Origin of the sequence: Nocardia africana NBRC 100379 (assembly GCF_001612635.1) — a bacterium.
GTDB lineage: Bacteria > Actinomycetota > Actinomycetes > Mycobacteriales > Mycobacteriaceae > Nocardia > Nocardia africana.
The window spans coordinates 410,657-437,461 of the sequence record NZ_BDAV01000007.1; the positions used below are offsets into that span (position 1 = coordinate 410,657).

The window sequence follows — 26,805 nt, forward strand, 5'->3', positions numbered from 1 at the left end:
CGCCACAACCCATTACGTGCCCGCCCGGCTCTGCCGGCCGTCACCGGTCGGAGTCCAGCTGCGTCAGGTACTCGTCGAGCCGGGCGGCGCCGGCCAGCAGGTTGCGGCTGCGAGTGATCAGGCGCTCCTGCCACGCGTCGAGAAATGCACTCAGCGCCTGCGCGCCGCCCGCCTCGCGCAACGACTCCAGGAACTGCGCGACCTGCGGCAGCAGGTAACCGCCGCGGCGCAATTGCCTGGCGATGTCGGCGTCGCGCACACAGTCCGGGCTGTAGCAGCGATAGCCCGTCACGCGGTCGCGTTCCGGGCGCAGGATGCCGTGAGTTTCCCACGTACGCAACGTAGCCGGATGCACCCCGATCCGGCGCGCGAGTTCGCCGACGGTCAGGGGCGGGCCGGGAACCGGTGCGGGCGCGGTGGACAGGTCGCTCAAGGCCGCGGCGACGTCGGTGCGAGTGCCGCGTTCGGTAAGCAGCGCGACATGTGCGGCGTCGATGAGCCGGTAGGCCGATTCGCGGTCGTCGCGATGGATCGCGCGCATGATCTCCGCGGCCTGCCGATGTCCGTGCCCGGCGCGCAGGGCGAGGAAGGCGTGCAGCGCCAGTGCGTGTCGCGTGGTGTAGCGGCGATACCCGGTCTCGGTGCGCTCGGCCGGCGGCAGGATGCCCGCCTCGTCGTAATTGCGGATCGCCTGGGCGGACAATCCGTGTCCGCGGGCGAGATCGACGGGTCGCAGGGTGCACCTCCGTTTGAGACTTTTCCGAGTCTTTTCCCAGTTCGATTCGACCGAAGTTTCACTCGAACCTTCAACGATAGTGTCGAAGGCAGTTGCTGCCGGAAAGGGGTATCCATGTCCACTGCCACCGCCCTGCGTGCCCTCGGCCGCCCACTCGACGACCGGGTGAGCCTGGGCCGCGCCCTCGACGAACTGCTCGCCGCGTGCCCGGAACCTCCGGCCCTGCTCGGCCTCGGCGAGCCGACGCACGGAATCGCGGCATTCCCGTTGCTGCGCAACGATATTCTGGCCCACCTCGTGCAACGGGGATTCCGGTCGATCGCGCTGGAGATCGATCTGTTCGCCGCCACCCGCGTCGACGACTACGTGTGCGGCGCCACCGCGGATCTCGACGAGGTCCTCGCCACCGGGTTCAGCCACGGTTTCGGCCGTGTACCGGGCAATCGCGAACTCGTCGAATGGCTGCGCGCCTACAACATCGGCCTGCCGCCGGGAGATCGCGTGCACTGCTACGGCTTCGACGCACCGGTGGAGATCTCCGCCGCACCGAGTCCGCGCCACGCGCTGACCGCGGTCGCCGGCTTTCTGCCCGCGGCGCTGCGGCCGGAGTCGGCAGCGGAACTCGACGCCCTGGCCGGTGCGGATGCCGACTGGACGAACGAGGCCGCCATGTTCGATCCGGCTGCCTCCGTGGGCAATTCCGACCGTGCCCGCGCCCTGCGCATCGTCGCCGACGACCTCGCCAGCGCACTGCACCGCGCGGGTCCGAGCCTGCGGCCGGCCGATCCGGCGGGCTACGACCGGGCGGCCGATCATGCGCGCACCGCCCGGGGCCTGCTGCGTTATCACGCGGCCATGGCGACCCCGGCCACCGATCGCCTCGGCGATCTGCTGAGCCTGCGCGCCGAGATGATGGCCGAGAATCTGCTGGCGATCGTCGAGCGGGAGCGGCATCGTGGGCCGACTCTCGTCTTCGCGCACAACGCCCATCTCCAGCGCGCGCACTCCCCCGGTGAGGACGCGCCCGGCTGGGGCGGAGCCGGGGCCCTCGTCGCCCTCACCCTCGGAGCCCGCTACACGGTCGTGACGACCGACGGCGCCCCCGCCACCGATCCGGCCACCCTCCAGGGCGTGCTGGCTCAGGCCACGACGCACCGAACCCTGTTTCCCACAAGCGAATTGCGCACGCACCTGTCCCCGGCCCTTGCCACGGGTGAACCGATCGTCCTCGGCCACATCCCGCTGCGCCGGGCAGATCTCGACACCGCCGACGCCACCGTCTTCATCACCGACACCGACGGAAAGCAGGTCCGGTACTGGTAACGGCACCTTCGGGTCGGGCAGCACCCCCGAGGTTCTGCTGAGCAGAATTGTGTGTTCTGCAGCGGCGGCACGCGTCACTGTAGGCGCTATGAGCACGACTGACACCCCCGTCCGCTTGCGGGCGGTCGCGGCGCCGGACCAACCGGATGTGACGCCCGCGCTCGAGCAGCTGTACCGCGGTTTCGAACAGGAGCTGCTGGTGCCGCTGTGGACCGAGATCGGCGATCTGATGCCCGTCCACCCGCGCTCGCGGGCGGTGCCGCATCTGTGGCGCTGGGAGCGACTGCTGCGGCTCGCGGCCGAGGCGGGCGACATCGTCCCCGTCGGCCGCGGCGGGGAGCGACGCGCGATCGCCCTGGCGAATCCGGCCCTGGGGGGCAGCCCGTTCGCCACACCGACGTTGTGGGCGGCGATCCAATACCTGATGCCGGGCGAGGACGCGCCCGAACATCGCCACACCCAGCACGCGTTCCGCTTCGTGGTCGAAGGCTCGGGTGTGTGGACCGTGGTCGGCGGCAGTGGTGAGCGGGCGGTCGGCGACGCGGTTCCGATGCGCCGCGGCGATTTCCTGCCGCAGGCGGGCTGGAACTGGCATGCCCACCACAACACGAGCACGGCGCCCATGGCGTGGATCGACGGGCTCGACATCCCCTTCCAGTACCTGACCGAGGCGCAGTTCTTCGAGTTCGGACGCGCGGATATCGATGCGGCCGAACGGATCACGCCGCATCGCTCACGCTCGGAACGACTGTGGGGTCATCCCGGATTGCGGCCGCTGTCGGTCGGTGAGGTCGCACCCGGTTCGCCACTGCTCGCCTACAAGTGGGAGCACACCGACGCCGCCCTCACCGATCAGTTGCAGCTGGAGCGGGAGGGGTACGGCGGCACCGTCGAACCCGGCCACGCCGCCGTCCGATTCGTCGACCCGCACAACGGCTCCGACGTCCTGCCGACGATACGGGCCGAATTCCACCGGATCGCCCGCAACGCCCGTACCGCACCGGTTCGCGAGACCGGGTCGTCGGTGTACCAGGTCTTCGACGGCTCGGGCACGGTCACCGTCGGCGACACGACATGGACGGTGACCCGCGGCGACCTGTTCGTCGTCCCGTCGTGGGAATCGTTTTCCGCCACCTCCGAATCCGGCCGCACCGATTCCGACTCCGGCGCCCTCGATCTCTTCCGGTTCTCGGACGCGCCCGTCTTCGAAGCACTGCACCTCGACCGTCAGGAGACCGTCCGATGAAACTCGCCACCCTCCGCGTCGACGGCGGCACCCGCGCGGTCCGCCTCGACGGCGACCGTCTGGTCGACCTCGGCTACGACGACCTCGGCGCGCTGTTCGCACGCGACGACTGGGCCACGGTCGCCGCCGCGGCCACCGGGCAGACCTGGCCGGCGGCGGGAGCCGACTTCGCCCCGGTCGTGCCGAATCCGTCGAAGGTGATCTGCGTCGGGCACAACTACACCAACCACATTCGGGAGATGGGCCGCGACATGCCCAGCTACCCCACTCTTTTCCCGAAATTCGCCGACTCGCTCATCGGCCCGGGCGATCCCATCGTGAAACCCGCCGAAACCGATGCCCTGGACTGGGAGGTCGAATTGGTGGTCGTCGTCGGCACACCGGTCCGCCGGGCCACCGAGCAGCAGGCCGCGGACGCCATCGCGGGTTTCACCGTCATGAACGATATCTCCGTGCGGGACTGGCAGTTCCGGACCGTCGAATGGACCCAGGGCAAGATCTGGGATTCCGTCACACCCGTCGGCCCGTATGTGGTGACGCCGGACGAGGTCGGCGGCGTCCGGCCCGCACTGCGGGTCGAGACCATCGTCGACGGGAACGTCGTACAGTGCGACGACACCGGCACCCTCCTGTTCGATCCGGTCCACCTCGTGCGCTACGTCTCGACGATCATCCGCCTGAATCCGGGCGACATGATCGCGACCGGAACACCGGCCGGCGTCGGGCACGCCCGGGATCCGAAGGTCTATCTCGCGGGCGGGGAAACCGTGGTCACCCGGATCGAGGGGCTGGGGGCGTGCACCAACACGGTCGTGACGGCATCGTGACCGGGCGAGCCCATGCGGACGCACTGAGGTGGGCCGAGCACGGAACCGGCCTGTTCGGCACGCAGGTGGCCCTGCTCGACGAGGAGTCGATGGCGGCGCCGAGCCTGCTGCCCGGATGGACCCGCAAACATCTCGTCGCCCACGTCGCCGCGAACGCGGACGCGCTCGGCAATCTGGTGCACTGGGCCCGCACCGGCGATCGCACACCGATGTATTCCTCTGCGCGCCAGCGTGATTCCGATATCGAAACGGGTGCGACCCGCTCGGCGGACGAGCTGGTGACCTGGCTGAACGCGTCGGTGCGCGCGCTGTCGGTGGCCATGGAGTCCCTGAGCGACGACGATTGGCGCCGTGAGGTCGTCACCGCGCAGGGGCGGACCGTCCCGGCCACCGAGATTCCGTGGCTGCGGGCGCGGGAAGTGTGTGTCCATGCCGTCGATCTCGGCACGGGCGCCACCTTCGCCGACCTGCCCGACGAGTTCCTGGCCGCACTCGTCGCCGACATCCGCGCCAGGCGCGGACTCGACGCGGTGCCGCGCGGTCCCCTTCCCGAGGTCGCCGCCTACCTGGCCGGTCGTTCCCACTCGCTCGCCGATGTCCCCGGCCTCGGCCCCTGGTTGTAAGGAAGCTGCAGTATGAGCACCTCTGATGTCGTGGTCGTCGGCGGCGGAATCGGTGGGCTGAGCACCGCTTTCGCCCTCTCCCGCCTCGGCCTGCGGGTTCGGGTCCTGGAGCAGGCGGAGCAGTTCGGCGAGGTGGGCGCCGGCATTCAGCTCGCCCCGAACTGCACCCGCATCCTCGCCGAGTACGGACTGCTGGAACAGGCGGCGGCGCGTGGCGTCGTCCCCGACCGCATGGTGATGCGCGACGCGGTCGACGCCGGCGAACTCACCGCACTGGACCTGCGCGACCTCGAACGGCGGTACGGATTCCCGTACCTGGTCATCCATCGCAGCGACCTGCATGCCCTGTTCCTCGACGCCTGCCGTGACGCGGGTGTCGAACTACTCACCGAGCAACGGGTCACCGGCTACGCGCAGGACGTCGAGAAGGCCACCGCTACAACGGATTCCGGAAACGTTTACGCGGGTTCGGTCGTGATCGCGGCGGACGGGCTGCATTCGCTGGCCCGGCAGCGGTTCGCCGACGATCAACCGGTCTCCTCGGCGTATGTCGCCTATCGCGGGACCGTGCCGATCACGTCGGTCGATCGCCCGGTCGATCTGTCCGAGGTCGTGGTGTACGTCGGCCCGCGGTGCCATTTCGTTCACTACGGTTTGCGCGGCGGTGATCTGCTCAATCAGGTCGCGGTCTTCGAATCCCCCAAGGCGCTGGCCGGACTCGCGGACTGGGGTACTCCCGACGAACTCGACGACGCCTTCGCCGGCACCTGCGACTTCGTCCGGGGACGCCTGCCGCACTTGTGGCGCGACAAGTGGTGGCGCATGTACGACCGCGATCCGATCGACACCTGGGTCGACGGCCGGATCGCTCTCCTCGGCGACGCCGCCCACCCACCGCTGCAGTACATGGCCCAGGGCGCGATCATGGCGATCGAGGACGGCTGGGTTCTCGCCGAACACGCGCGCCGGCGACGCGGCGGCGGAGCCGTCGAGTGGCACGGCGCGCTGGCCGCCTATCAGGCGGTTCGGCCCGAACACTGCCGCCGCGTCGTGCTCACGGCCCGCGCCTGGGGCGAACTGTGGCATCTCGACGGTCTGCGCCGGGAACAGCGCAATACCCTGCTGCGCGCCCGCGCGACCGACGACTATTCGTTCACCGACTGGATCTACGGACCCACCGCCCTCTTCCCGGAGGACGAACCCGCCATGTTCACCCCCATCCCGCTCGCCACGTGAGCCGGCACCGGAATGCTCAGGACAGGACCGAACGGACGTGGCGGTCCCGGAGGGCGTCGTGGGTGTGTTCGGCGAGCCATGCGGCGAAATCCGTGTGAGCCGTGGGCGTTTGATCGAAGAAGCTGGCGCAGGCGACGGTGTCGCCGCGCTCCACGACGACGTCGATCGTTTCCCCGCGCTGGGTGACCGAGAAGGCCGCTGCCGGGGTGCGGAGCAGGCGATGGCGGCGCCCCGCGTCCGTGGGCCGGATATCGCTGACCGTCGCCGCGACGATGTCGACGACGTTGTCGTGCCGGCGGCGCAGCCGGCGCGGCACATCGGTGACCACCGTGTGCACGGCGAGGATCAGCTCGGCGAAATCATCGAAATCCACCGTCACCGTGGGTGCATGGCGCGGTTCTTCCGTCACGACAACCACGCCTCCTTCCTCGAACCTGGGGCGCTGCCATCCCATACCGCTCAGTCTGCCTCGCCGCGGTGAGGCCGTCATTCGGCGTTTCGCACGACGATCGAACCATTGTCCGTGAAGGCTCGAGCGGCCGGACGTAATGAATTACCCCTGCGGAGTGAATAACAATCATCACTCGTCGGCGGATTCGCGCGCCGGGACCGGCGTGGCACGGGTCGGCAACAGGAGGGGGCATGGTGCGGGAGAATGTCGCGGCCGGGGACACGTACCGCATCGGCGTCGTCGAGGATCATCATGTCACCATCGCCGGCCTGCGCCAGATACTCGCCGGCGAGCCCGTGACCATCGCGGCCACGGCCGCATCGGTATCGGAATTGCTTTCCGTCACCGCGGATCTGGCACTGGTCGTCCTCGATCTGAGACTGCCCGACGGGTCCTCCCCCGCCACCAATATCGAGCAACTGCGGGCCGCCGGCATCGAAACCCTCGTATTCACCTCCGGCGACGAACCGTTCCTGGTGCGCGCGGCCGCCCGGGCCGGCGTTCTCGGCGTCGTGCGGAAGTCCGAACGCGACGAGGTGGTCGCCGCCGCGGTGCGCGACGCCGCGACCGGCCGCCAGGTGCCTACCACGGAGTGGGCGGTCGCCATCGACTCCGACGAGAACTTCGCCACAGTCACGCTCAGCCCCCGCCAGCGTGACGTCCTGGCCCTGTACGCCTCCGGAGAATCGGCGGCCCGAGTCGCGCGGCTCACCGGCCTCACCGAAGACACGGTCAACGCGTATCTGGCCCGGATCCGGCAGAAATACGCCGAGGCGGGGCGGCCCTCGCGCACCAAAACCGAACTGTTCAAACGCGCTCTGGAGGACGGGTGGCTGCCGATACCACGTCGACGCCGGTAGACCGGGACGCCGGTCACGCCGGGGCGATTCGCGGGCCCGGCCGAGGACCGCATCACCCGGTTGTTCGCCCGCTTCCTCTCCTCCGGTTACGTGGCCTATCTGTTCCTGATGGCCGCGACCATCACGAGTCAGGCCGACGACCTGGCCCTCTGGTGGACCGTGCTCGCGGTGGGCATCGTCTACGGCCCGCCGATAGCGATGGGTCTGTTGTCGTTTCATCCCGACCTCCGGTGGGTCCGCGTGAGCGCCGCCGTCACCGCGCTGGGTTTCGTGGTCGCGGCCGTCCTGTGGCCCGTGGCATGGAAGGGCGAACTGTTGCGCGCCGACGCGTGGATCTCCACCATTCCCGGGCTGGCGGGACTGTCCGCGGCACTGGTCTGGCCGGCAGGCCGGACGGTGGCCGTTCTGCTCGCGGCGGTGGTTCCGGTCCAGATCGTCAACCATTTCTGCCGGGCTCCCGGACACAACGGCCGCTTCGTCCCGGACCTGATGTTCGCGATCAGCTTCTGCCTGCTGTTCGTCGCGGCCGGGCTGATGGCGATGCGCACCGGACGGATTCTGGACGCGACCAGGACCGAAGCCCACGAGGCCGCGGCCGCCGCCGCGGCAGCCACCGCGCGCACGGTGCAACGCGCCCGCTTCAACGCACTGCTGCACGACTGGGTGATGTCGACGTTGCTGGCGGCCGCGCGGGGGACGCAGCGGTCGGAGGTGCGCCACCAGGCCGAACTGGCGCTGGCCAAGCTCGACGACGTGGGTTGCGAAGGCGCGCACGGCTTTACGGCGTCGACGGCCGCGGCGCACATGCGCACCGCGGTCGCCGACGTCGACGACCGGCTGCCGGTCACGGTCAGCGAGGCCCCGGCCACCGGCGACCGCTTCTTCCCCGCCGAACCGATCCAGGTCCTGGGCGCCGCCGTCGCGGAAGCCGTGCGCAACAGCGTCGTTCACGCCGGAGCACACGCCGCGCGCACGGTGAGTCTGCGATTCGCCGACGGGCGGATCGAGGTCGCCGTGGCCGACGACGGCCGCGGATTCGATCCGGCGAGGGTCCCGGCCCACCGCCTCGGGCTGGCCGTCAGCATCGTGGAGCGGGTGCGCCGCCTGCCGGGTGGTGACGTCGAGGTGCGCAGTCGTCCGGGCGCGGGCACCCGGATTCGCCTGTCCTGGCAGGCGGACCGGCGATGAGCGCCGCCACCGGTCCGGTGCGCGATGCTCGCACCCTGCTCGGCATGGACACCCGGCCGGCCTGGGCGATCGCGGCCTTCTACTTGACTTCGGAAGCGGCACTGAGCCTTTCGACCGCCCAACAGACCCGGCACCTGTGGCCGGTGCTGGCCGGCTTGGCCGTCACCGCCGCGGCCACCGCGGCACTGCTGCGCATCCGGCCCGATCCGCTGCCCCTGCCCGCCACCGCCGCACTGGCCCTCTCGATTCCGGCCACTGCGGCGCTGACGCTGTTCAACCTGCCGATACCGCCGACCTCGGTCGCGCAACTGTGGTCGTTCGGATGCGGGACCGTGACCGCGACGTTCATGTGCGTGCGCGGGCGCACGGGAGCCGCGTGGGCCGGATTGCTGTCGATGATCGCCACCTCGGCCGTGTGGTCGTGGCAGAGCGGGCAGGGTTTCGGTCACGGCGTGGCGATCTCGGTGATCAATCTGGGTCCGCTGATGATGGCGACCTTCTTCGCCTACACGTTGCGCCCGGCGGCTCGGGCCATTTTCCGGCTGCGGGAGGAGTCGACGCGGCAGGTGGGCTCCGAAGCGGCCGCGGCCGCCGCACTCGATGAACGACGAGACCAGATCCGGCGCCTGGACGATATGGTCCGCCCCGTTCTGGAACGAATCGCCGGCCCGCAGCCGCTCGATGAGCGCACCCGCCACGACTGCCGGCTGATCGAGGCGCATCTGCGCGATACGCTGCGAGCCCCCGTTCTCGCCACCGAACCGGTCACGACGGCGGCACGCGACGCACGGATGCGGGGCGTCGACGTCGTCCTGATCGACGACCACGGCCTCGACGATCTGTCTGCCGCCACCCGCCGGCGGGTGCTCGGCACCGTCGCCGCGGAATTGGCCACGGCGGCCGCCGGGACGGCTCACGTTCGAATTCTGCCGCCGCACAGGGCGATTGTGGCCACCATCGTGGTCAACGATCCCCGTTCCGGTATCCGGCGGATCGAAATCGGAACCCCGGTGCTCCCCGCGACTCGGTCCGATCCGTAACCGCGGCCTCAGATGTCATCGAGGTTCAGATACCCGTCCTGCAGCGCACGCGCCAGGAGCGCGGCCTTCGTCGGCGCCGGCCGACCGGCCGCGCGGTACTTCTCCCGGATCCGGGCGAGGTGCGTGTTGACCGTTCCGGGTGCGATGAACAGTGCGCGGCAGACCTCGCCCTTGGTCTCACCGAGGATCCACGCGAGCAGTACTTCCACTTCCCTGGCACTGAGCTGAGGCCGTGGTTGCGGCGCAGCCGCGGGCGCTGCGCGATCGGCGATCGCGGGGGCGAGACAGGCTGGGACCGGCGACAATTCGGACACGATGTCTTCCTGTTCTGCAGAAGCCGACGGCGTCGCCATTCCCCCGGCGACTGTGTCGAACGCTACGCAGTTGCCGGGCCGCCCGGCAGGTTCCAGTTGCTTGACCCGAGAACTGGGGTCACCGTTCGCTCGGAAAACGAAGGGACTCATCGGGTCCGTCCGCCACACTCGACAGATGACCGTCGCTGCACAACGCTCCGCCGCCTCTCACTTTCCGCGCCGGCAACTCCGGAGGGCCTGTCTGCCGATGATGGCGGGCGTGGTTCTGGTCGCTCCGACCGGCTGCGGGGACGGACCCGACAATGCTTCCGCCCCTGCGAGTTCCGCTACATCCGCGGTCGTGTCGCCGACACGGATCGGCCGCACCACGCAGGAAACCGCCTCCCCCGTCACGACGTCCGGTTCGGCGGACTGCGCGACCGACCTCGCGGCGCCGGAAGTCCGCCGTGCCGTCACCACCCTGCCGCCGTACGACGCCGGAGGCGGTCTCACCTGGGCGTGGAACGACAACCCGCCCGCACTGCGCGGCACCTACAACCGGTGTTCGACACTGTCGGTCGTGGTGGTGACGGTTCAGGGCGCCACCGCGAGCTCACCGGAGCACGCCCTGCTGTTCCACCGGGGCGACTACGTCGGCACCGCCACACCGAAAGCCCAGGCATTCACCACGATCGACACCGCGGCCGGTACCGAAGACACCGTCGTCCTGACCTACAAGACGCCCGGCAGCTGCAACGCCTGCCCCGACGGGACCGAGACGACGGTGTCGTTCCATTGGAACGGCTCGGGCGTGGACACACAGGGGCGTCCACCGGTCAACTGATCGCCCCGAGCGGGTTCAGACGGACGAAACCTGTTCCGCCAGATCGAATTTCATGAAGACATCGGCGCGATCGTAGGGAATGGGCCGCAGCTACTCCGGCGGCACGTGGACGAATCCCACCGATTCGTACAGGTGCACGGCGTCGGCCAGGCGGCCGTTGCTCGCCAGGAACAGCGAGGTCGCGCCGCATGCGCGCGCGTGGTCGATGGCGGCGTTCAGCAGCAGGCGGCCGATGCCCCGGCCACGCACCCGCGGCGCGACCGCCATCTTCGAGATCTCGAAAACGCCCGGATCCTCCGCGACGAGGGCGACGCACCCGACGCGGTCGTCACCGTCGCGCGCGATCAGCACCTGCCCGCCCCGCGCCGCGCAGCGCGACCTTCACGGCGCCGGCCTCGGCGCGCATCGTCCCGCTGACCGGCACCGACACCGGCACAACCATGTACACCGCGCACCGCACCGCTGACGAGCGAGCGCTGGTCCACAATCCGCTCGCCCTGCTGCCCGGCCCGGGCACGGCGTGAGGGCGGCGGTCAGGACAGCAGTTTGCGCATGATCTTGTTGCCGAACCCGTAGCGGATGAGACCGTCGAGGTTGCGAATGGTCTTCTCCGAGTAGGGGTACCAGATGCTTTCCCCCTTGGGCTGCCAGCGGTCGATCAGGACCGGCTGGGCGTGGGTGAAGCCGCGCAGCGCACCCGGGCCGTTGACCTGGCCGACGCCGCTGTCCTTGCGCCCGCCGAAGGGCGCCTCGGGCACACCGTAGATGACGGCCGCGTCGTTGTGCACGACGGAACCGGTGGTGAGCTGGGCCGCGATGCGCCGGGCCTTCGCGGCGTCCTTGGTGAACACCGAACCGCTCAGCCCGTATTTGCAGTCGTTGGCCAGCCGGATGGCCTCGTCCTCGTCCCGGACCCGCATGATGGCGGTGACCGGACCGAACGTCTCCTCGGTCATCAAGTCCATGTCGTGGTGCACGCCGACGACGACGGTGGGCTGGAAGTACAGGCCGTCGCCGGTGTCGGCCGCGCCGCCCACCACGATGTCGGCGCCCTTGGCCTTCGCGTCGTCGATGTGCCGGATCACGATGTCGCGCTGGCGATCCCAGAACAGCGGGCCCATATCGGTGTCGCCGGGACCGTAGGTGACCGCCGCCGCCTTCTCGGTGACCAGGCGGATGAATTCGTCCGCGACGCTGTCGACCACATAGATGCGCTCCACGCTCATGCAGACCTGGCCGGTGTTGAACATCGACAGATACACCGCGCCGGCGGCGGCCCGCTCGAGATCGGCGTCCGCGCAGACGATCATGGCGTCCTTGCCGCCCAGTTCCAGGGTGCACGGCAGCAACCGGGTCGCGCAGGCGGCCGCGATCTTGCGACCGGTGCCGACGCTGCCGGTGAAACACACCTTGTCGATATCCGAATCGACCAGTGCCGCACCGGTTTCGCCGTCGCCGTGCAGCACCTGCACGACATCCTCCGGCACCCCCGCCTCGTGCAGCACCCGCGCCACCCATTCACCCGAGCGCGGCGTCACCTCGGACGGTTTGAACACCACGGTGTTGCCGGCGACCAGCGCCTGCACCACCGGATTGAGCGACAGCACGAACGGCGCGTTCCACGGTGTCACGACACCGATCACGCCGAGCGGCTGATACTGCATGTACAGCTTCTTCAGCGGTTTGAGATACCCGTGCAGCCGCTGCCGGTGCGAGCGCAGATCGCGCCGGGCGCGCCCGGTCCAGTAGTTGAGGAAGTCGCAGGCGGGCACGATCTCGACGCCGAGCGCCTCGGCCTCCGGCTTACCGGTCTCGGTGCGGATGGTCTCGGCGATCTCCGCGCGCCGGGCGACGATCACACCGACGGCGGCACGCAGGATCTCGGCACGCTCGGCGATGCTGCGGGCGGCCCACGCGGGCTGCGCGGCACGGGCACGCGCGACCGCGCTCTGCACCTCGGCGGTGGTGTCCACCTCGAGTTCGCCGATGCGCCGGCGATCCACCGGACTGTCCAGCGCCAGCGTGCGCCGGTCGCCCTCGGTCGTCGGCAGTGGGTGGACGATGGCCATGGTCTTCCCCTCGGTCGGAGCTGGCGTTCCAATGCGATGTCGGTTGTGACACAAGGTGTGTCGCAACGAATCGACGCACGGCGGACACGCCTCGTGAACTAGTAGACAACTTACCAAAACTGTCTACCCATTGCGAGAACTTGTTCTAGATTTTCCGCCGAACCGGCACCCGCGGACCGCCCGCGGAGGCTACTTGTAGCCTCGCTTCAGCAGGAATTTCGCCCCCGCGTCGAATCCGTCCGGATTCAGTACGTCGAATCCGAAGGCGTCGGCGAGCCGGTTGGTCGTGTTGAAGGCGGCGCAGACGGCCAAAGCGTCCTCGACCTGTCGGGGGGACACTCCGGCCGACAGGACCTTGCGGACGTCGTCGGCGGTGACCTCTCCGTCGCGGGTCAGCGCGCCCAGGAGCAGCAGCGTCTCGCGCAGGCCCGCATCGATCCGCGCGGATTCCGGATCGTCCAGCACCGCACGGACTTTCGCCTCGTCGGCGTACGCGCGCCCCGCGGTCGCGCTGTGGGCGCCGATGCAGAACGCGGAAGCGTTGACCTTCGACACGTACGCCGCCATCAACTCCCGGTCGGCGACCGACCACTCGGAGGGGCCGCGCATCGCCGCGTGGGTGAACGCCTTCGCTCGCGCACCGTAGAACTCCGGGCGATAGAACACCAGCTTCGCCGCATCGGGCAGCGGCTGTCCGGAGAACACTCGGATGGCCGTGAACAGGAGTTTGGTTCCGGGCCGATAGCCGCGGTTCAAAATATCCGGTCGCATCAGCCACGCTCCCGGGTCGCTTCGGCCAGCGCCGCGAGTCCGGCGTCGTACTGGCGTGCGGATTGCCCGACCGCGGCGGCGATCACCAGTTCGACGATCTCGTCCTCGCCGAATCCCGATGCCCGCGCGGCCGCGAAGTCGGCATCGGTCACCTCGGTCGGCCGGGTCGCGACCTTGTCGACGAGTTCACGCAGCGGAGGTGGCCCGGCGTTGGCGAAGGCTTGCGCACGCTGCTCCCGCGGGGTACTGCCGTCGCCGTCGCGAATCCGCTCCACCAGGGCGCGGAATATCGCGCGCGTGTCCTGCGCCATCTCGCCTCCTCACAGCCGGTTCCCGTGCGATGGGCGCGAGCCGTGACGGGCAGGCGCCACGGACACGAATGTACGCCCCGGACGCCGGTTCGCATGCTCTACCGGCGAAAGAGGCACTGGTATCAGGTCGTCTCGCGGAGCAGGCGGTCGAGACCTCCGGCGAGAAAGGCGACCTGATCCTCGTAGAAGGCGATCAGCACGTCGGTGGGCAGCGGATCGGGATGGGCGTGCCAGTCCGACGCCCGGGCGAGCGCTTGCAGAAATCCCATCAGGGCGATGGCCCAGCGCGATTCCAGCCGTGCGGGATCGGCATCGGGGAAGGTGCGGCGCACCTGAACGTGGAGCTGCTCGCGCAGGTTCTCCTCCACCACGCGCAGGGCGGGATGATCGCGCGCCGAGACCTGAGTGACGATTTTGACCCACCGCATACCGCGAGTGCGGTGTCGCAGTAGCAGATCGCGGTAGGGCTCGGTGACGGCGCGCACCAGCTCCTCGGTGGTCGGCGCCTCGGCACGCGCGGCGAGCCGGCCGGCATGGGCGCGGATGCTGTCGCGCACCGCGGCGCCGAGATCCAGCAGCACCGCCGCGATCAGATCGTCCTTGGTGCCGAAGTGATAGTTGACCGACGCCGGTCCCAGACCGGCGGCCGCGTTCACCGCACGCACCGACACCGCGTCCACCCCGTGCGCGGCGAACAGGCGCTCGGCCGTCTTGACGAGCCGGCTACGCGTCGCGTTGCCCTGGCGGTTGGGCGCGGGAGCCGTCACGGGATCACCCTCCGTACTGGTTCGGTCGATCTGATCTGCCGAGGAACTTTATCGCATACGCGTATGGAAAGTATTGCGGTGCAGAAATTCTCGCGTCGTCTCGGTCACCGAGACCGGAAACTTTTGGATCAACTGATCCATGTTAAGCAGGACACAGCGCGGTGAAACAGATCACAGACGCGCCGTTCGAAGGAGACTCCGTGCACCCGTCCGAATCCTTGCGATTCGGGGCCTTCCTCGCCCCGTACCACCCCCTGAACGCCGATCCCGCCCTGCAGCTGCGCCGCGACATCGATCTGATGGAACACCTGGACCATCTCGGATTCGACGAGGCATGGATGGGTGAGCATCATTCGACCGGCGCCGAAATCGTGCCCGCGCCCGACGTTTTCATCGCGGCCGCGGCCGAACGGACGCAGCGGCTGCGCTTCGGCACCGGGGTGGTGTCACTGCCCTACCATCACCCGCTGGTCACCGTCGACCGCATCACCCAGCTCGATCTGCAGACCCGAGGTCGGCTGATCTTCGGCACCGGGCCGGGCAAGATCCCGCTCGACGCGCACATGATGGGCATCGACCCCTCCTGCCAGCGCAGGCGCCAGGGCGAGGCGCTCGAGGCGATCCTGGCGCTGCTGCGCGGCGACGTGGTGACCATGTCCACCGATTGGTTCACCCTGCGCGACGCGCGGGCACAGCTTCCCACCTATGATCCGGCCGGAATCGAGATCGCCACGGCCTCCACCGTCTCCCCCAACGGCTCGGTGCTCGCCGGCACCCACGGCCTGTCCCTGCTGTCGCTCGCCGCCGGCTCACCCGCGGGATTCGATGTGCTGGACCGCAATTGGGGGATCTACGAGAAGGTGTGCGCGGAACACGGCCACAGCGCGGACCGATCGCGATGGCGGCTGGTCAATCCGATGTTCCTCGCCGAAACCCGCGCCGACGCCGAGCGCGCCGTCTCGCGCCGGATCGGATCGATGGCGGCGTATGTGAACCGCCAGACCGGCCGGCGACCCGACTGGGCCGAATCCGGCAGCGGGATCATCGACCACTGGCGCAACGACAGCCTCGGCGAATTCGGCCAGGCCGTCATCGGGACACCGGACGAGGCGATCGCCCAGATCGACAGGCTCCTGGACAAGACCGGCGGATTCGGCACCCTGCTGATCCTGCATGTCGACATGGCCGACTGGGAGGACACCAAACGCAGCTACGAACTGTTCGCCTCGGAGGTGATTCCGCACTTCCGCCGCCGCAACCTGGGCCGCGAGGCGAGTCTGCAGTACGCCGAGGACCACCGCGAGCGCCTGATCGGCGGACTGGTCACCGCGATCACCAAGGCCCACACCGACTACTACGGCGACACCGCCGCGACAGGAGCGTGAATCGATGCGTGCCGTGGGATATCTCGACGGGGAATTCGCTGTCACCGAGGTCCCCGATCCACCGGCTCCCGGCGCGGGCCAGGTCCGTATCGCGGTCGCCGCATGCGGGATCTGCGGCAGCGACCTGTCGATGGCCAAGGACGCCCGGCGGTTCGTCCAGGTCGCCGCAGACAGCGGTTATCCGCTGGCCACCTTCGACATCGAACGACCGGTGGTGCTGGGACACGAATACGCCGGAACGATCGTCGAAACGGGCTCGGGCGTCACGGATTTCGCGGTGGGCGACCGGGTGGCGGGCATCGGGCTGGCCACCGAGGCCGCGACCGGCATCCCGACGATCATCGGCTATTCCAACGACTATCACGGCGCGTTCGGCGAATACATCGTGGTGGACAGCGTCTGGGTCCGGCGCGTCCCCGACGGGCTGCCGCTCGAGCATGCCACGCTGGCCGAACCGCTGCACGTCGGCGAGATGCACGTGCAGCAATCCGGTTTGCGGGCCGGTGATTCCGCGCTCGTCATCGGTTGCGGCGCCATCGGACTGGGAGCGATCATCGCCGCCAAGGCACACGGCGCGGGTGTGATCGTCGCCTCCGAACCGTCACCCAAGCGCCGCGCGCTGGCGCTCGCCGTGGGCGCGGACGCCGCCGTCGACCCCGCCGAACAAGATCCGGTGCAGGTGTGGAGTTCGCTTGCCGCGGAGCGTGGTTCGCTGGTCGATCCGGGTGCCACGGGTACCCTGATCGCCTACGAATGCAGCGGCCGGCCGGGCATGCTCGACACCCTCCTGCACCAGTTGCCGTTCGATTCGCGCATCCAGGTACTGGCCGCGGGATTCGCGACCGAGACCATCGTTCCGGTGGTGGGCCAGTTCCGACGCATCGCGGTCAACTTCGGGCACGGACCCTACGAGGACGCCTACGACATCACGCTGCGGCGCCTGGCGTCCGGGGAGATCGACGCCGAGGCGATCATCACCGGCCGCGTGGGACTCGACGGGGTGGCCGACGCGTTCACCGCCCTGCGCGCACCCGACGAGCACGTGAAGATCCTCGTCCTGCCGGAGCGCCGGTGATGCGGCGGGGACGAATGGCGGGGATGCACCGGCCTCGCGAATTCCCCGACAAACTAGTTGGACGTCCGATAATCTGGCGCCTATGAGTCTCGATCCCCGCACGCACACCATCGACGGCGTGCTGCACCGTTCGGCGGCGAAGGTTCCCGGCCGCACCGCGCTGACATTCGAAGGCCGGGCCTACACCTACCGGGAACTCGACGCCGCGGTCACCCGGGCGGCGGCCCATCTGCTCGACCTCGGCTTGACCGCGGGCGATCGGGTCGCCGCCTACGGCACCAATTCCGACGCGTACGTGATCGGCTTCCTCGCCTGCGCCCGGGCGGGCCTGGTGCACGTACCGGTGAACTACGCCCTGAAGGGCGGGGAGCTGAGTTATCTCGTCTCGCAGTCGGGCGCGCGGGCCGTCCTGGCCGACCCCGCCCTGATCGGCACGCTCGACCAGGTGCGCGGCGATCTCACCGCGGTCGAGTACGTCGTCCCGCTGCGGGACGCCGACGGCTCGCTGCGGGCCGTCGCCGACGCGGCGGGCGAGGTCTCCGATTGCTCTTCCCGGGCCTGCGCCACCGACCTCGCCCAACTGCTCTACACCTCGGGCACGACGTCGAAACCCAAGGGCGCCATGATGACTCACGAGGCGCTCGTCTTCGAATACGTCTCATCGGTGATCGCGCTGGACCTGCACGCGGACGACAATCCGCTCATCGCCATGCCGCTGTACCACTCGGCGGGCATGCACGTGTTCATGCTGCCCTATCTGTCGGTCGGCGCGACCGTGCACCTCATGGCCACCCCGGACATCCCGGAGATTCTGCGCCGGGTCGAACAGGACCGCATCGGTTCACTGTTCCTCGCCCCGACCGTCTGGGTGCCGCTGTCGAACCACCCCGACCTCGACCGCCGCGACCTCTCCTCGCTGCGCAAGGCCCAGTACGGTGCCTCGATCATGCCGGTGACCGTGCTGAACCGGCTGCGGGAACGCTATCCCGAGCTGGGCTTCTACAACTGTTTCGGACAATCGGAGATCGGGCCGCTGGCCACGGTGCTACGCCCGGAGGCACACGCCGAACGGCCGTCGTCGTGCGGGCGGCCGGTGTTCTTCGTGGAAACCCGCGTGGTCGACACCGACGGCAACGATGTCGGCCCCGGCGAGCCGGGTGAGGTCCTCTACCGCTCACCACAGCTGTGCCGTGGGTACTGGGACAATCCCGGAGCGACCGCCGAGGCGTTCCGCGACGGCTGGTTCCACTCCGGCGACCTGGTGACGCGGGATGCCGACGGCTACATCACCGTCGTCGACCGGATCAAGGACGTCATCAACACCGGCGGTATCCTCGTCGCCTCCCGCGAGGTGGAAGACGCCCTCTACACCCATCCCGCCGTCGCCGAGGTCGCGGTCATCGGCACCCCGGACGAGAAGTGGATCGAGGCCGTCACCGCCGTCGTGGTCCTGCACGAGGGCCGTGAGACGACGGCCGATGCGCTGATCGCGCACGTCAAGGAGCTGATCGCACCGTTCAAGGTGCCCAAGCGTATCCGCTTCGCCGAGTCGCTGCCCCGCAACCAGAGCGGAAAGCTACTCAAACGTGAACTGCGCGAACCGATTACGGCAGCCGAGTGATCGGCCCCGGCGGTCACCACGGAGCTCGGTCACCACGGTCCGATGACATGATCGAGCAGGGCCAGCGCGAACGCGCCGACGACCGCCAGCCCGAACCCCGCCGCGAAGGTGAGCGCCAGCGAACGCCCCAGCCGCCGGCCGGGCGCGCGCACGATCAGCAACCCCGCCGCACCACCGAGCACGGCCAGCAGCATGCCGCCGCCCGTCACGAGATAGAACACGGCGGCCAGCGCGGCGTTCACCGCCTCGCGCACTCCTTCGGCGTACACGCCGAAGGGAATCGGGAACCGATAGACGCTCGCCACCAGCGCCGCGGCAACCGGTGCGGTGAGCACGGCCGTCAGCGCACCCCACAGCACCACCGCCCACAGGGTCACCCCGTTCACCCGCGGCTCCCCCGCCGGATCGCCGTCCCCGAACCCCATACCTGACCTCGCGTTCCACCTGTCGCCGGGCACTGACTCACCACCGGGCTCGAATGCCCTACTCTGCCAGAGCAAAACAGACGAACGCGCCGCACCGCCGGCTGGGTCGGTACCGCGGGGGGAGCGCACCCCTCCGCTCCGGCCGCCCGAATCGGCCGGTTGGCACGGCGGCCGATCGACGGTCCGCATCGCCACCCATGTCCTAGGGTTGTTCGCGGCGGCCCGAACTGCCCCACCCGTGCCCGACCCGAGGCCGCGCCCGCATCGGACGATCAGAAACGGGAGACCCATGGACGGCAGCCGCAACGCACTGCTCCACGGTCCCCTGTTCTCCCGGCGGAATCCGCTGGATCGGAGCAACGCCGCCAGCCGGATCAGCGCCTACGTCTACGGCAACATCCTCATTCTCGCCGCGCTGATCCCGGTGACCACCACCGAGGAGCACGTCGGAATCCTGGTGGTCATCGGCACCGCGCTGTCGACCTTCGTCGCGCACGCCTTCGCCGAGGGCGTCGGCCAGGCCGTACGGGAGAACCGGGCGCTCACGCCACGGCAGCGGTGGGAGGATCTGCGCGATTCGGTGCCGATCCTCAGCTCCGCGGTGCTGCCGTCGATCATCCTGGCGTGTGCCGCCGTCGACTGGCTCGCACCCCGCACCGCGCAGATCGTCGCCGAGGTGGCGATGCTCGTCCGCATCGGCGGCATCGTGTTCGTCATCGAACGGCTCAAAGGCGCCAGACCCGGCCGCTCGACCATTTTCACGGCACTCCTACTGACCGCCGTCGCCACGACCGTGGTCGTCGTCAAGGTCGTCCTCACGCACTGATCGGGCTCGGCTACCCCGCCTCGACCGCGGCGAGTGCGCGCACATCGGCGGCATCCTGCGAGCGGTCCGCGAACCGCGGGTAGGTGGGGTACTCGATTCCCGAGATGTACTGCACCGTCCGGACCACCTGGGACGAATAACCGAATTCGTTGTCGTACCAGCAGTACAGGATCGCGGTGTCGCCCTCGACGATGGTGGCGTTGGCATCGATGATCGAGGCCGCGCGTGAGCCGATGAAATCGCTGGACACCACATCGGACGCGGCGATGTAGTCGAGATTGCGGCTCAGCGGGCCGGCGAGCGACACCTGCCGCAGGTACTCGAGCACCTCGGACTTCGTCGTCTCCCGCTCGAGCTGCAGGTTCAGGATGGCGACGGACACGTCCGGGGTGGGGACGCGAATCGAGTTACCGGTGATCTTCGCCTTGAAGTCGGGCATCGCCTTGGCGACCGCGGAGGCGGCGCCGGTCTCGGTCAGCACCAGATTGAACGGCGCGGAGCGGCCGCGGCGGTCCGCCTTGTGATAATTGTCCAGCAGGTTCTGATCGTTGGTGAACGAGTGCACGGTTTCCACGTGGCCGCGGGTGATTCCGAATTCGTCGTCCATGGCCTTGAGCGGCGGCACGATCGCATTGGTGGTGCAGGAGGCGCACGAGAAGATGCGCTGCGTCAGATCCAGATCGCGGTGGTTGACGCCGTGCACGATATTCGGGACGTCGCCCTTACCGGGCGCGGTGAGAACCACCTTCGCGATGCCGGGTCGCAGATGTTGCGACAGCCCCTCGCGATCGCGCCATTTGCCGGTGTTGTCGATCAGGATCGCGTCGTCGATGCCATATTCGGTGTAGTCGATCGTCGTGGGATCGTCGCTGTAGATGAATTTGATGACGTTGCCGTTGGCGATGATGGTGTCGTTGTCGGCGTCGACCTTGATGGTGCCGTTGAAGTGCCCGTGCACCGAATCGCGGCGCAGCAGCGACGCGCGCTTGGCCAGGTCACCGTCGCCGCCGCGACGAACCACTACCGCACGCAGATTCAGCCCGTTGCCCGAGCCGGTCTTCTCGATCAGCAGGCGTGTGACCAGCCGGCCGATCCGGCCGAAGCCGTACAGCACGACATCGCGCGGACCCGGCGACTGTGCCTTGTTGCCGCCGATCACCTCGGCCAGGACCACCTCGGTGAACTCACGAACCGACAACCCGCGGTCGTCGGCGCGATAGGCCACGACCAGCTGACCGAGATCGATCTTGCACGGGCCGAGATCCAGTTCGTCCAGGACACGCAGGAACGGCAGCGTCTCGTCCACCGACAGCTCTTCGCCCTCGATCTGGCGCGCGAACCGGTGTGTCCGCAGAATGCTGATCACCGACCGGTTCACCAGCGACCGGCTGTGCAGCAGAACCGTCACGCCCTTCGCCCGGTACAACGTGCCGATGATGGGGATCATCGCCTCGGCGGCGGCTTCCTGGGCGTTCCAGCGGTCCAGTTGTTCGGTAGTCAACGCAGGTCCTCGGTTTCCTCGACGGGTACGCCACGTCGATGCTAATGAGGGCCTGGATATCACCGACGGCGGATCCCCGGCGGTGAGGTTGTCGAGTGACGGCGCCCACACCGCCCTCGCGGCGTCGTACCGCCGTCACTCCCGCCGCAGCCGCGGTGGATGGCGGCGGCGGATCTGCAACAGGTCGGTGGCGCAACGGCACACCGGGTGCAGTGCGTCGGCGAGTTCTTCGGTGAGCACGTTCGCGGCAGGGGTGTAGACGCTCAGCACTCCGACCACCGCGCCGTCGTCGTCGGACAGCGGCTGGCACTGCACCGCCTGCACCCCCCACAACCGCAGTTCCGCCCCACACCCCGGCCAGCGCGCGCTGCCGGCGAGATCGGTGATCACGATCGGCACGCCGGTCGCCGCGACCTCGCGAGCAGGGCTGTCGGGGTGGAGCAGCTGAGCCTCCTCGACCATGCGCGCGCGGTGCGTGGTCGCCGCGACGATCTCGAGTACCGTTCCACCGTGCGCGGTCACTCCGGCCATCGGTGAACCGGGCAGGGCACGCAACAGCGCGGCGACCCCGGCCGCCGAAACAGGCGGCGCAGCAGTGGTACCGGGTGGGTCACTGTGCATAACGGACCTCGATCCGACGCGACGAGTCAACTTTCACAGGCGGCATACCGAACCCGGCAAAGCAGGGCCGGGACGGGACGACCAGTCTTCGAGTGCCCCGCCGCCCTCCGCGGCAAACCTCGTTCCGGCGGGCTCGCCGGTGCGCTGGACGAATCCTCATCCGGTACAAGCGGTTTGCGTCATTGCGCCGGCATGCCAGGTTCTCGTTTCGCGGCGCGTCGCCGGGGTACCCCTCAACAATCCGCACTCGGAACGAACCTCGCCACCCGGCCGGAACACATCACTACAGGAGGTGTGCTGTATGGACGATCTCCAGCGCAGAGTGCTGACCGCGTTGACATCCGCGCGGCGTGGGCTGAAGACCGCGGACGCACGCCTGCTGGAGCGTCGAATCGTGGGTCTGCGGGCAGAGGTCGACGCCGCCGGCTATCCCCGTCCTCAGCATCTTCGCCTGAAAGCGTCGTGCGCGGAGGCGCTGGCGGCGGCCCGGTGGACGTTGGGCCGACCGAACCCGCCGACCTTCCGGCCGGCGATGCAGGCGGCCTCCTAGCCGAGCCGTCCAGCCGACACGCGCCCTGATCCGATTGCGGCACCGGGACTTCGAGCCGGACGTCCGCTCAGTCCCTCCCCTCCGCGATCGAGGTGAGATAGATCGACGCGATCTCCTCCAGGCCCCGCTGATCGACCGGACCGAATCGGTCGAGGTCGGGACTGTCCAGATCGAAGACGCCGAGCAGGGTGTCGTCGCGAATCAGCGGCACCACCAGTTCGGATCTGCTCAGCGGATCGCAGGCGATATGGTCGGGCACCGCGTGCACGTCGGCGACCCGTTGCGTCCGGCGGGTCCGCGCCGCCGCACCGCACACGCCGCGATCCAGCCCGATCCGCACACAGGCCGGGCGGCCCTGGAACGGGCCGACCACCAGTTCGGTCCCGTCGTAGAAATAGAATCCCACCCAGTTCAGGCCGGGAAGACCGTGATAGACGAGCGCGGACAGATTGGCGGCGTTGGCGATCCGGTCGTGTTCCCCCGCCACGAGGGCGCAGGCCGATGCGGCGAGTTCTCGGTAGCGCTCTTCGTCGGTGTGGTCGTCGCGGACCTCGGCGGCGCTCATGCCGCACCCGCGCATAGGCGATGATTCATGCGTCTTCCTCTCCTTATCGTCGTGGCTTCGCCCGTCCCGGCAGGCGGGATCGGCCGGCGGCACGGCGCCGGATCCGTGTTTTGGTTGGTCCATGGCTTCAGCGGAACGAATTCGAGCAGCGGTGCACCGGTACCTCGAGGCGGTGGGCTCGGGCTCGGCCGCCGATGTGGCGGCATGTTACAGCGAGGACGCCACCGTGGAGGATCCGTTCGGCTCGCCACCGCACGTCGGCCGGGCCGCGATCGAAAAGTTCTACGGCGCATTGGATTCCGCGCATATGCGAACCGAGCTGCTCGACCTGCGGATCGCGGGCGGCGCGGCGGCGTTCCGCTTCCGGGTGGTGACCGAAACCGGCTCCCGCACAACGACGATCGAGCCGATCGACGTGATGACCTTCGACGAGGACGCGCGCATCACCGGTATGCGCGCGTTCTGGTCGCCGGAGGACGTGCGCGTCGACTGAGTGCGGCGTTTCATCGCAGCTCGGGAATCACCGCACGCTCGAACAACTCCACACCGGACAGGTCGTAGGCCGATTCGGGGAAGTTGTGGATCGCGTACGACAAGCCGAGATCGCGGACCCGGGACAGGTTGTCGATGATCTGTTCCGGCGTGCCGACCGCGGGCGAATCGGCGTACAGCTTGGTGACCCAATCCTGCGCGGCGTCCGCCCCGAGCGCGGGAGCCAGCCGGGAGGCGAGCGCGTCCAGCCGGTCGCGCACCTCGGCCTCGGTGGCGCCGATCACGGTGTTGAAGTTGGAACTGCGGGTGATGGCGTCGAAATCGGTTCCGACGGAGGCGCAATGCCCGCGCAGCAGCTCGGATTTGTGGGTGAAGGTCTCGGGATCGCCCGCGAAGTTGGTGTACTGCGCGTACTTCGCGGCGATGCGCAGCGTGACCTTCTCACCCCCACCCGCGACCCAGATCGGAATGCCGCCCTGCTGGAGCGGCAAGGGATACACCCGGGCGCCGTCGACCTGGTAGTACCTGCCGTCGAGGGTGGCGGTGCCGGTGGTCCATGCCTGACGGAAGATCTGCACGCCCTCGTCCAGGCGGCCCAAACGCTCACCCGCGGAAGGGAATCCGTAGCCGTAGGCGCGCCACTCGTGCTCGTACCAGCCGCCGCCGATACCCATCTCGACCCGTCCGCCCGATATCAGATCCACGGTCGCGGCCACCTTGGCGAGGTAAGCCGGGTTCCGGTAGCTGATCGCCGTGCACATCTGGCCCAGCCGGATGCGCGTCGTGGTGGCGGCGAACGCCGACATGAGCGTCCATGCCTCGTGTGTCGCTTCCTCGGTGGGAACCGGCACGGTGTGGAAGTGGTCGTAGACCCACAGCGATTCCCAGACTTCGGTGGCGTCGGCACGCTGCGCCAGGTCCCGCATCACACCCCACTGCGCCCCCGGTTCGATGCCGACCAGGTCCAGTCGCCAGCCCTGGGGAATGAAGATGCCGAAACGCACGCCGCGCCTCCTCGTCGAGAGAACAGATCCGGCGGTCACTTTTCCCATCGATGCGCCCGCGGGCAAGAGTTCGGCGCTCGGCGCGCCGAACCTTCGACGCAAAGACCCGGCGAAGCCGGAATCGGTTCACCGGGTCTGTGGGGCTTCGGTCAGAGCAAGTTGATCAGGCCGATGAGGATGTTTCCGAGACCCGAGGCCAAAGCTCCGACAACCGCGATGATTCCGTTGATCACAGCGTTCCTTTCTCCGAGCGTTCGTTGGCAAACCAGGAAGTATTCGGTGTCGAGGTGCGTGTCGGATTGGTCCGGTCGCGCGCTACGCGCGTGAGCCATTCGGCCAGCAGGGCACGCAGCAGTTCCGGTTGTTCGTGCGGGAGTGCGTGTCCGGCGTCGTCGACCACGGCGAGCGTGGCGTGCGGACAGCGCGCGAACAGGTCGGTCGCCGCCGCGTAACCGACCGTCGAATCCAGCCGTCCGGCCACGATCGTGGTCGGCCCCGGATAGGGCGGTGCGTCGTCCGCGCTCAGCTGCCACCGTTCACCGATGCGTCGTGCCGCGGCCGGGTCGACCAGCGCGGCAGCCGGGGCGACGAAACGCTCGTAGCGGTCGAGCATGTCGGGGGTCTGGACGACGAAGTAGCCGCGGAAATCCTCGTCGCCGAGATCGCCCGGTCCGGCCACGAGGCGAGGTGCGGGAATGTCACGCAATCCGGGCAACAGCGGGCAGACCAGTGCCAGGCCCGCCACCCGATCGGCACGCCGCGCGGCCATCGCCTGCGCGTAGTAGCCGCCGGCCGAGTGGCCGACCAGCAGGAAATCGCTACCGGTCACCGCGTCCGCGAATCGCAGCAGCGCGTCGAGGACATCGTCCGCGCTGCGCAGCGTTTCGGGTGCGGTGGTGTGTCCGGTGCCGGGCAGGTCGGGATAGATCCGCCGCAACCCGGCGCCACCGCCGAGAATGGGTTCGAAGCATGCCTCGGCCTCGCGGTGATCGACACCGGCACCGTGCAGCACCACGACCGGCCGGCCCGTGCCGTGCTCCACGTAGTGAAAATCGACCTCGCCTGCGCGCAGCTCCATGACGGGCAAGCTACCCGGCCGGTCCCCCTGTCGTCGGCGAGACGCGGGTGCGAGCATGGGGCGGTGAGTGTGTCCGCGAGTGAACCGCTGTCGGAGTCCGATGCACTCGAGGCGCTGCGGATTCCGCTGACCGGCTACTGCTACCGCCTGCTCGGGTCGTCGGCCGATGCCGACGATGCGGTGCAGGAGACGCTGATCCGCGCCTACACCCGATTCGACAGCTTCGACCCCGGGCGCGGCCGGCTGTCGACGTGGGTCCATGCCATCGCCACGAATATCTGCCTGGACATGCTGCGTTCGGCGCGGCGCCGGATGCTGGTGTGGGAGGGCCCGGTCTCGACCGGTTTCGATCCGGACGCGGTGGTGCCCGCCGACCGTTGGCTCGATCCGGTCGCGGACGCGCGGGTGCTCGACCCCGCCGACCGCGTGGTTCGCCGCGAGTCGGTGCGGCTGGCCTTCGTGGCCGCGTTGCAACATCTGCCTCCACGCCAGCGGGCGGTGCTGGTCCTGCGCGAGGTGCTGGCGTTCAGTGCCGCCGAAACCGCGACCATGCTGGAGGTCAGTCCGGCCGCGGTCAACAGCGCCCTGCAACGAGCCCGCACCACCCTGGCCGCGGTGCGCCGGTCCCCCACCGATCCGCTCGATCCCGACGACCCGGATGACCGGGAACTGGTCCGGCGCTATGTGGCGGCCTTCGAAAACCACGATGTCGATGCGCTGGCCGCGCTGCTGTGCGAGGACGCCGAATCCGGTATGCCGCCGATCGCGTGGCGCCTGAGCGGGCGTGACCTCGTCGTCGCGGTCTTCGCGGCGGGCGAGGCGTGCCGCGGGGATCGGCTGGTACCGGTCCGGATGAACGGTTCGGTCGGATTCGGTCAGTACCGCCCCGACATAGACGGTGTGCTGCGCCCCTTCGCGCTGCTCGCCATCGAGGCGCGGTCGGGGCTGATAGCGCGGCAGGTGACCTACCTGGGCAGCGGTGACCGGTTCGCCGAATTCGGCCTCTCGGCGATTTTCCGGGCGCCCACCGATGAATTCTCACCCTCGGGTTCGTAGCAGAGGTGACCACTTCCTACG

General features: G+C 69.0%; 29 protein-coding genes and 1 pseudogene. 16 read left to right on the forward strand and 14 right to left on the reverse strand.

From position 1 onward, the window contains the following. Window positions 1-40: 40 nt before the first annotated feature. A complete protein-coding gene (locus NA3_RS13665) occupies window positions 41-736 on the reverse strand; it encodes a MerR family transcriptional regulator (RefSeq protein ID WP_062964046.1) in 696 nt (231 codons plus the stop codon). 114 nt (window positions 737-850) lie between these two features. On the opposite strand from NA3_RS13665, the gene NA3_RS13670 reads away from it, so the two are divergent. From NA3_RS13670 to NA3_RS13690, 5 genes are all read left to right on the forward strand, one after another. Next, window positions 851-2,059 carry an erythromycin esterase family protein gene (locus NA3_RS13670; RefSeq protein WP_062964047.1) on the forward strand — a complete coding sequence of 403 codons (1,209 nt, stop codon included), beginning with the start codon at window positions 851-853 and terminating at the stop codon, window positions 2,057-2,059. Between the two features lie 88 nt (window positions 2,060-2,147). Beyond that, the gene (locus tag NA3_RS13675; protein ID WP_062963947.1) at window positions 2,148-3,305 is read left to right on the forward strand and encodes a cupin domain-containing protein; all 1,158 of its coding nucleotides are present in this window, start codon (window positions 2,148-2,150) and stop codon (window positions 3,303-3,305) included. Then, entirely contained in the window at window positions 3,302-4,132 is an 831-nt protein-coding gene (locus NA3_RS36880) for a fumarylacetoacetate hydrolase family protein (RefSeq protein ID WP_062963948.1), read from the forward strand. Before NA3_RS13675 ends, NA3_RS36880 begins: the two co-directional genes overlap by 4 nt. Further along, window positions 4,102-4,755 carry a maleylpyruvate isomerase family mycothiol-dependent enzyme gene (locus NA3_RS36885; RefSeq protein WP_227995096.1) on the forward strand — a complete coding sequence of 218 codons (654 nt, stop codon included), beginning with the start codon at window positions 4,102-4,104 and terminating at the stop codon, window positions 4,753-4,755. Before NA3_RS36880 ends, NA3_RS36885 begins: the two co-directional genes overlap by 31 nt. A gap of 12 nt (window positions 4,756-4,767) precedes the next feature. Beyond that, a complete protein-coding gene (locus NA3_RS13690; protein WP_062963949.1) occupies window positions 4,768-5,991 on the forward strand; it encodes an FAD-dependent oxidoreductase in 1,224 nt (407 codons plus the stop codon). A 16-nt stretch (window positions 5,992-6,007) separates the two neighbouring features. Here NA3_RS13690 and NA3_RS13695 read toward each other — a convergent pair whose 3' ends face one another. Then, window positions 6,008-6,400, reverse strand: coding sequence for a hypothetical protein (locus NA3_RS13695; protein ID WP_062963950.1), 393 nt, complete (start codon window positions 6,398-6,400; stop codon window positions 6,008-6,010). A gap of 233 nt (window positions 6,401-6,633) precedes the next feature. Here NA3_RS13695 and NA3_RS13700 point away from each other — a divergent pair, with 233 nt between their 5' ends. Genes NA3_RS13700 through NA3_RS13710 form a run of 3 tightly spaced genes read left to right on the forward strand, consistent with a single transcriptional unit; the run spans window position 6,634 to window position 9,530 of the window. Continuing rightward, window positions 6,634-7,302, forward strand: coding sequence for a response regulator transcription factor (locus NA3_RS13700; RefSeq protein WP_062963951.1), 669 nt, complete (start codon window positions 6,634-6,636; stop codon window positions 7,300-7,302). A gap of 60 nt (window positions 7,303-7,362) precedes the next feature. Then, window positions 7,363-8,490, forward strand: coding sequence for a sensor histidine kinase (locus NA3_RS13705; protein WP_084491524.1), 1,128 nt, complete (start codon window positions 7,363-7,365; stop codon window positions 8,488-8,490). Beyond that, a complete protein-coding gene (locus tag NA3_RS13710; protein ID WP_062963952.1) occupies window positions 8,487-9,530 on the forward strand; it encodes a DUF8320 family protein in 1,044 nt (347 codons plus the stop codon). Before NA3_RS13705 ends, NA3_RS13710 begins: the two co-directional genes overlap by 4 nt. 8 nt (window positions 9,531-9,538) lie before the next feature. Here the strand turns inward: NA3_RS13710 and NA3_RS13715 are convergent, their stop codons facing one another. Further along, entirely contained in the window at window positions 9,539-9,844 is a 306-nt protein-coding gene (locus tag NA3_RS13715) for a response regulator transcription factor (protein ID WP_308189500.1), read from the reverse strand. A 340-nt stretch (window positions 9,845-10,184) separates the two neighbouring features. Here NA3_RS13715 and NA3_RS37665 point away from each other — a divergent pair, with 340 nt between their 5' ends. Beyond that, the gene (locus NA3_RS37665; RefSeq protein ID WP_167354987.1) at window positions 10,185-10,667 is read left to right on the forward strand and encodes an LppP/LprE family lipoprotein; all 483 of its coding nucleotides are present in this window, start codon (window positions 10,185-10,187) and stop codon (window positions 10,665-10,667) included. A gap of 90 nt (window positions 10,668-10,757) precedes the next feature. On the opposite strand, the pseudogene NA3_RS13725 reads toward NA3_RS37665, so the two are convergent. The 5 genes and pseudogenes from NA3_RS13725 to NA3_RS13745 all read right to left on the reverse strand — a co-directional run. Further along, window positions 10,758-11,030, reverse strand: a pseudogene (locus NA3_RS13725) (GNAT family N-acetyltransferase); the annotation flags it as partial. A 170-nt stretch (window positions 11,031-11,200) separates the two neighbouring features. Next, window positions 11,201-12,736 carry an aldehyde dehydrogenase family protein gene (locus tag NA3_RS13730; RefSeq protein ID WP_062963955.1) on the reverse strand — a complete coding sequence of 512 codons (1,536 nt, stop codon included), beginning with the start codon at window positions 12,734-12,736 and terminating at the stop codon, window positions 11,201-11,203. A gap of 189 nt (window positions 12,737-12,925) precedes the next feature. Further along, complete coding sequence (locus tag NA3_RS13735) at window positions 12,926-13,507, reverse strand: carboxymuconolactone decarboxylase family protein (RefSeq protein WP_062963956.1); 582 nt, start codon at window positions 13,505-13,507, stop codon at window positions 12,926-12,928. Beyond that, window positions 13,507-13,818, reverse strand: coding sequence for a carboxymuconolactone decarboxylase family protein (locus NA3_RS13740; RefSeq protein ID WP_062963957.1), 312 nt, complete (start codon window positions 13,816-13,818; stop codon window positions 13,507-13,509). Before NA3_RS13740 ends, NA3_RS13735 begins: the two co-directional genes overlap by 1 nt. A gap of 122 nt (window positions 13,819-13,940) precedes the next feature. After that, the gene (locus NA3_RS13745; RefSeq protein ID WP_062963958.1) at window positions 13,941-14,585 is read right to left on the reverse strand and encodes a TetR/AcrR family transcriptional regulator; all 645 of its coding nucleotides are present in this window, start codon (window positions 14,583-14,585) and stop codon (window positions 13,941-13,943) included. Window positions 14,586-14,785: 200 nt separating this feature from the next. On the opposite strand from NA3_RS13745, the gene NA3_RS13750 reads away from it, so the two are divergent. The 3 genes from NA3_RS13750 to NA3_RS13760 all read left to right on the forward strand — a co-directional run bounded on the left by NA3_RS13750 (window position 14,786) and on the right by NA3_RS13760 (window position 18,666). Further along, on the forward strand, window positions 14,786-15,970 hold the full coding sequence (locus tag NA3_RS13750; protein ID WP_084491546.1) for an LLM class flavin-dependent oxidoreductase: 1,185 nt from the start codon (window positions 14,786-14,788) through the stop codon (window positions 15,968-15,970). 4 nt (window positions 15,971-15,974) lie between these two features. After that, window positions 15,975-17,045 (forward strand): alcohol dehydrogenase catalytic domain-containing protein, encoded by a 1,071-nt coding sequence (locus NA3_RS13755; RefSeq protein WP_062963960.1) that lies wholly within the window; start codon window positions 15,975-15,977, stop codon window positions 17,043-17,045. Between the two features lie 82 nt (window positions 17,046-17,127). After that, entirely contained in the window at window positions 17,128-18,666 is a 1,539-nt protein-coding gene (locus NA3_RS13760; RefSeq protein WP_062963961.1) for an acyl-CoA synthetase, read from the forward strand. 29 nt (window positions 18,667-18,695) lie between these two features. On the opposite strand, the gene NA3_RS13765 is transcribed toward NA3_RS13760, so the two are convergent. Next, window positions 18,696-19,052 (reverse strand): hypothetical protein, encoded by a 357-nt coding sequence (locus tag NA3_RS13765; protein WP_128145336.1) that lies wholly within the window; start codon window positions 19,050-19,052, stop codon window positions 18,696-18,698. 328 nt (window positions 19,053-19,380) lie between these two features. Here NA3_RS13765 and NA3_RS13770 point away from each other — a divergent pair, with 328 nt between their 5' ends. Then, window positions 19,381-19,917, forward strand: coding sequence for a hypothetical protein (locus tag NA3_RS13770; protein ID WP_062963963.1), 537 nt, complete (start codon window positions 19,381-19,383; stop codon window positions 19,915-19,917). Window positions 19,918-19,927: 10 nt separating this feature from the next. On the opposite strand, the gene NA3_RS13775 is transcribed toward NA3_RS13770, so the two are convergent. Both NA3_RS13775 and NA3_RS13780 read right to left on the reverse strand, forming a co-directional pair. Beyond that, complete coding sequence (locus tag NA3_RS13775; RefSeq protein ID WP_372464262.1) at window positions 19,928-21,364, reverse strand: glyceraldehyde-3-phosphate dehydrogenase; 1,437 nt, start codon at window positions 21,362-21,364, stop codon at window positions 19,928-19,930. Window positions 21,365-21,553: 189 nt separating this feature from the next. Further along, the gene (locus tag NA3_RS13780) at window positions 21,554-22,039 is read right to left on the reverse strand and encodes a GAF domain-containing protein (protein ID WP_128145337.1); all 486 of its coding nucleotides are present in this window, start codon (window positions 22,037-22,039) and stop codon (window positions 21,554-21,556) included. 301 nt (window positions 22,040-22,340) lie between these two features. Here NA3_RS13780 and NA3_RS13785 point away from each other — a divergent pair, with 301 nt between their 5' ends. Beyond that, complete coding sequence (locus NA3_RS13785; protein ID WP_062963966.1) at window positions 22,341-22,589, forward strand: hypothetical protein; 249 nt, start codon at window positions 22,341-22,343, stop codon at window positions 22,587-22,589. A 67-nt stretch (window positions 22,590-22,656) separates the two neighbouring features. Here NA3_RS13785 and msrC read toward each other — a convergent pair whose 3' ends face one another. Further along, the gene (msrC, locus tag NA3_RS13790) at window positions 22,657-23,154 is read right to left on the reverse strand and encodes a free L-methionine (R)-S-oxide reductase MsrC (protein ID WP_062963967.1); all 498 of its coding nucleotides are present in this window, start codon (window positions 23,152-23,154) and stop codon (window positions 22,657-22,659) included. Window positions 23,155-23,275: 121 nt separating this feature from the next. Between msrC and NA3_RS13795 the strand changes: the two genes are divergently transcribed. After that, the gene (locus NA3_RS13795) at window positions 23,276-23,647 is read left to right on the forward strand and encodes a nuclear transport factor 2 family protein (RefSeq protein ID WP_039780937.1); all 372 of its coding nucleotides are present in this window, start codon (window positions 23,276-23,278) and stop codon (window positions 23,645-23,647) included. Between the two features lie 10 nt (window positions 23,648-23,657). On the opposite strand, the gene NA3_RS13800 is transcribed toward NA3_RS13795, so the two are convergent. Together NA3_RS13800 and NA3_RS13805 are read right to left on the reverse strand one after the other, a co-directional pair. Next, window positions 23,658-24,650 carry an LLM class F420-dependent oxidoreductase gene (locus tag NA3_RS13800; protein ID WP_062963968.1) on the reverse strand — a complete coding sequence of 331 codons (993 nt, stop codon included), beginning with the start codon at window positions 24,648-24,650 and terminating at the stop codon, window positions 23,658-23,660. 229 nt (window positions 24,651-24,879) lie between these two features. After that, a complete protein-coding gene (locus NA3_RS13805) occupies window positions 24,880-25,728 on the reverse strand; it encodes an alpha/beta fold hydrolase (protein WP_062963969.1) in 849 nt (282 codons plus the stop codon). Window positions 25,729-25,791: 63 nt separating this feature from the next. Between NA3_RS13805 and NA3_RS13810 the strand changes: the two genes are divergently transcribed. After that, window positions 25,792-26,784 carry an RNA polymerase subunit sigma-70 gene (locus NA3_RS13810; RefSeq protein ID WP_227995093.1) on the forward strand — a complete coding sequence of 331 codons (993 nt, stop codon included), beginning with the start codon at window positions 25,792-25,794 and terminating at the stop codon, window positions 26,782-26,784. Window positions 26,785-26,805: the final 21 nt, after the last annotated feature.